We start from the raw sequence: 4,955 nt of genomic DNA, 5'->3' as shown, positions 1-4,955 counted from the left end.
CTTGTCCATGAAGGTACATTTCACCCGCTCGGCGTACAGCCACAGGGACCCCAGAACCTTGAACCCGAAGACCGTGACTGTGGGCAGCATGAAAGCCGCGGGGGGAAACTCGAAAAAGCGGGTCAGGCTGCGAGCCAGCCATGCCAGCGCTACTCCTCCCGGGCCGGGAACCATGGCTGCAGTCTCCGTGACCGCAGGCATGAGCAGACCGGCGGACCAGATGATGGCGCCGGCCGCAAAGACCAGATGGGCAGCGTCTGCAAACCAGGGCAGCCAGCCCGTGATGAAATGGTATTTCTGGCCTGCGGTCAGCTTTCCCGCCACGGGGAGCAGCTCCCGCCAGTGGCGCTTGAGGATCTGCACAGCCCCATAGGCCCAGCGCCAGCGCTGGCTTTTGTAGGCCGAAAAGCTGTCCGGCACCAGGCCCTGGCCGAAGCTGTCTGGCATGTACACCGCCTCGTACCCCTCCTGGAACAGGCGCAGGCCCAGCTCGGCATCCTCGCAGATGCACCACTCGGCCCATTTCAGTTTCTCCAGCGCCGGCCTGCGGATCAGGGTCATGGTACCGTGCTGGATGATAGCATTGCGCTCGTTGCGCTGGATCATGCCGATGTGGAAAAAGCCCTGGTATTCCCAGTTGCACATGACCCGGAAGGGATCGGAACGCCAGTCGCGATAGTCCTGCGGAGACTGGACGAACCCTACCTCCGGCCGCGCGAAGAACGGCACGGTGCTGCGCAGCCAGTCCGGCGTGACCTGGTAGTCGCTGTCGATCACGCCAATAATTTCCGCATCCGGCGCAGTCTGCGAGAGACCAAAATTGAGAGCGCCAGCCTTGTAGCCCGGCCACTGCGGCAGATGGAAAAACCGGAACCGCGGGCCCAGAACCTGGCAGTATTCCTCCAACGGACGCCAGACAGCCTCGTCCCTGGTGTTGTTGTCGATGACCAGCACCTCGAAATCCGGCCAGTCCAGGCGCGCCAGGGCGTCCAGCGTGGCCTTCACCATCACCGGTGGCTCGTTGTAGCAGGGCACGTGGATAGACACCTTTGGCACCCTGTCTGGCAACGGTTCCCTGGCGGGAACAAAATGCCGCCGGCGATGGCGGGTCCAGACCACCTCGGTCAGCTCCAGGGCGTCAATCAGCATGACTGCCAGAAGGATGATCTGGAAACCCGCCAGGACAGCCCATGCCATACTGGTTCCTGGCGCCTGTCCACGGGCTACAGGATGGGCCAGCGCCCACACCAGCATGGATACAGCGCCCTGGATCATGAGCGCATAGAAGAACAGGCCGCGCCGCCGCAGATCCCGGCGCCGGACCAGGAATGCCAGGACGGGCCCCAGCGCCAGAATAGCCGACAGGGCGCACAGCCACGGCCATTCCGGCGTCTCGGTCAGACTGCCTGTCATGGCAAATTTGGGTTTGCGGTCCGCGTCGAACAGGCCCCAGTGGGCCCCCGCGGATCCCTCCAGCGCTGCCTTCCAGGGCTGGTCGAAGGCCTCCATCAGATAATAGTCGATCTTTTCCTGTGTGGCGAAATTCAGGAATTCCCGCACAAAGCGCGCCTGGTTGATGCGCGAGGCCTCGGCCCCCTGCTGCCACGCTCCGTCGCTGGGCCAGCCCGTCTCGCCAAGCACCACATGCTTTTCCGGAAAGCGCTCCCGGATGCGGGACCAGATACTGCGCACATGGTCCATGGCCTGGTCCGCCGGAATGGCTTCCCAGTAGGGCAGGATGTGGATGGTGATGAAATCCACCTCATCCGCCAGCCGTGGATATTTCAGCCAGACATCCCAGGTTTCCGCCGTGGACACCGGCACGCTGACCTGGCGCCGGACTTTCCGGATATAATCCACCAGCTGGTCCACTGTGACATCGCCGCGCAGCAGGGTCTCGTTTCCCACCGTCACCCGCCAGACACTGGCATGGGTGTTGGCCAGTGTCACCAGCCGGGCGATCTCCTCATTGTTTGCCGCAGTATCGCGGCCAATCCAGGCCCCGGCCATGACCTTCAGCCCCCCGCCTGCGGTCAGCGCCGGTACATGGTCGGCTCCGTTCAGGGTGCTGTAGGTGCGCACACTCCGGGTACTGCGCGCCAGGATGTCCATGTCATGGCGGATCTGGTCGGGGCTGGCTGTGTCCCCGGCCTGGGGATCACCCTGCCGGCCATAGGGACTGTAGGACAGGCCCTGGATGCGCCCGGTCCAGGACTCCCCCTGCCCTGGCAGGTTCAGAAGGGTCCACACAGCCGCATTCAGCAGAAGGACAAGAACAAGAATTCCGGGAACAGAGGCGCGCATGGGGGTCCAGATCCAGAACAGACACGGCGCGCTTTCTGGTCCGCAAATCTGTCTTTTTTGGGATCGGAACAGTTCAGGTCCCCGGACCGGGAGGCGCTGTCTTTCTGCTTATCCTGGCCTCAAGAGCCTTTTCCAGGGCTTGCAGCGCCCGGGGAATATCTGCACAGGCCATATTTTTACTTCCCTCAGGGACGCTCCCGGGAACCAGATCAATCTGGTAACTGTATCCGGTCTGTGCCTGGTTCTGACAGATAAAGACAAGCTGTGCCAGAATATCCGGACTGTCAGCCTGCGCTCCCTGTTTCAGTCCTGCCGCCGCAGGGGAAGGTTTCCGGATTGTGATTTCGGCCCAAGAGACGCTTCCCTCATGAATATCCAAGGAAATTTCGGCCAGCCTCTGTTCTCCGAACCACCCTATCCCGCATCCATGCAGGATTGCACTGGCGAATCCAGCCAGACCGGCAGGAGAAAAGATTGCATGAACAGAAAAGTTTCCGTTTCTGGTCTTTTCGAATTTTTGCTGCGAAAGAATTTTTGCTGCGAAAGAAGAGCAAGATCCCTGCGAAGGCGGGATACAAAATCTCCGACAGCCTTCCGGTTTTTTTTCCGGCATGTGATCCTGTGGCAGGGAGGATGGCGTATCAGTGGCCTGTATCCGCCTGTGTGCCGGCCCTCTGGAATAACCCTGTGCCATACGGAACTCCTGCCTGGTTTTCCCTGACCTTACAGGCCAGGGAAATACTTTCAGGCAAAGGTTTCGGGGACGCAAACCCGGTCAGGGAGCCAGGCTGTCCTGTCCGAAACCAGGCTGAATGGCCATGGCAGGCCGGATGGTTACAGGCACCCTGACCACAAGCCTTGTCCCCAGAAACTTTCTCATCCTCTCCAGAGCCTGAACCATTTCCGGGCTGTCCGGGTTTCTGAAACTGCGGGGCGCAACCGCAACAGAATACGTATTGAGTGTCTTTTCCTCACACGGGAAGACAATCCCGGCCACCAGGTCCGGATCCTTCCAGTTCTCCAGGGGACCCGCTTTCAGGGCCTTGCCGGTGATTTTCATCACCCTGACTCCAACCGAAGCGATTTTCCCGAAAGCATCCGTTTCGATCACAACATCAGACTGTCGTCCCAGTTTCATGCCCAAGCCACACAACCTGTTCCGGAACCAGCCGTCCGGAAACACAATCTCGCTGTATGTATAAAGGTTTTCCCCGGCCCGGACAAAGGGAGCCGACAGGGACAGCCTGGGAAGGGCCGTGTCCAGAAACCGGACAGATGTCCGGACATGGGGCAATCCCGCCGGATTTTCACCCCCGGGAATCTTGCGGCCTTTATCTGCCATGAAACCACCTGCTGTCTGTTTTTTCCTCTTTGCATGAAAGGGGAAAATCACTCCGGAATAAAGATCCCGGACGGACAGCAGGCGGCCTCATCGGAGTTATGCAGTCCGGCAGAGCCGGGGTCGGTCACAGAACGTTGAACAGGTACAGCAGGATAATGACAGAAACCGGAACCCCCAGAAGCCACAGGATAATACCACGCATGACACTCTCCCCATGTTTGTATTGACCGGAACCTGACCGGCATGCCGGAAACGCCCTGCAGACGCAGTTGTTCCCGCGAACAGGGTGCCGGTGGACGGCCCAACAAACCGCTTGTCTGGCATGGCCGGCTGTGGCATGGTCCCGCCCGCACCCGCACAGGGCCTGCTGCCGTAGCTCAGTGGTAGAGCACTCCCTTGGTAAGGGAGAGGTCGTGAGTTCAATCCTCATCGGCAGCACCAGCCTGGAATTTCCCCCAACAAAAACCTTTACAACACAGGTCCGGGCATGGTCCTATGCCGGAAGTTGTACCCCCGTTGCCGCCGATTGCCGAAAGCTGGAATCCATGCTCTCAAAACTGCTGGGATATTTCTCGACCGACATGGCCATTGACCTCGGCACCGCAAATACCCTGGTCTACGTGCGGGGCCGCGGGATTATCCTGAACGAACCGTCTGTAGTCGCCATCGAGGAGCACAAGGGGCGCACCGTGGTTCTGGCTGTCGGCGAGGGAGCCAAGCTGATGCTGGGTCGCACGCCTGGCACCATCCGGGCGACCCGCCCCCTGAGGGACGGTGTGATCGCCGACTTCCACACGGCCGAGGCGATGCTGAAATACTTTATCCACAAGGCTCACAAGCGCAAGAGTTTCGTCAGCCCGAGAATCATCATCTGCGTTCCCTCCGGCGCGACCGAGGTGGAGAAACGGGCCATCCGCGAATCTGCTGAATCCGCTGGCGCCCGTAAAGTGGCGCTGATCGAGGAGCCCATGGCAGCCGCCATCGGGGCCGGCCTGCCGGTGACAGAGGCATCGGGCTCCATGGTCGTTGACATCGGCGGCGGCACCACCGAAGTGGCGGTGATCTCGCTGGGTGGCATTGTCTATTCCCGTTCGGTCCGTGTGGGCGGGGACAAGATGGACGAGGCCATCATCAACTATATCCGCCGCACCCAGAATCTTCTGGTCGGGGAATCCTCGGCCGCGCGTATCAAGAAGGAAATCGGCTGCGCCTATCCCCCGGACGATGGCGATGGCAGAACCATGCAGATCAAGGGCCGCGACCTGGTCAACGGCGTGCCAAAGGAAATCGTGGTGACCGAGCGCCAGAT

General features: G+C 60.6%; 4 protein-coding genes and 1 tRNA gene. 2 read left to right on the top strand and 3 right to left on the bottom strand.

Annotation, left to right across the window (positions count from 1 at the left end; genetic code table 11):
* The 3 genes from M3O22_08595 to M3O22_08585 form a co-directional block, all read right to left on the bottom strand.
* A partial coding sequence (locus M3O22_08595) for a glycosyltransferase (protein MDP9196800.1) occupies positions 1-2,304 on the bottom strand: 2,304 nt, incomplete at its 3' end.
* A 73-nt stretch (positions 2,305-2,377) separates the two neighbouring features.
* Entirely contained in the window at positions 2,378-2,683 is a 306-nt protein-coding gene (locus M3O22_08590) for a hypothetical protein (GenBank protein MDP9196799.1), read from the bottom strand.
* A 396-nt stretch (positions 2,684-3,079) separates the two neighbouring features.
* Positions 3,080-3,646: a hypothetical protein gene (locus tag M3O22_08585; protein ID MDP9196798.1), complete on the bottom strand. Its 567-nt coding sequence runs from the start codon at positions 3,644-3,646 to the stop codon at positions 3,080-3,082.
* A 366-nt stretch (positions 3,647-4,012) separates the two neighbouring features.
* Here M3O22_08585 and M3O22_08580 point away from each other — a divergent pair.
* Both M3O22_08580 and M3O22_08575 read left to right on the top strand, forming a co-directional pair.
* Positions 4,013-4,087 (top strand) — tRNA-Thr (locus tag M3O22_08580).
* 104 nt (positions 4,088-4,191) lie between these two features.
* On the top strand, positions 4,192-4,955 hold a 764-nt coding region (locus M3O22_08575), incomplete at its 3' end, for a rod shape-determining protein (GenBank protein ID MDP9196797.1).

The organism is Pseudomonadota bacterium, from assembly GCA_030775045.1.
Lineage (GTDB): Bacteria > Pseudomonadota > Alphaproteobacteria > JALYJY01 > JALYJY01 > JALYJY01.
This window is presented reverse-complemented; position numbering and strand designations above follow the sequence as displayed.

Coding starts and splice junctions, on each gene's coding strand:
- M3O22_08585 (MDP9196798.1), bottom strand. CDS start 3,646: ATGGCAGATAAAGGCCGCAAGATTCCCGGGGGTGAAAATCCGGCGGGA.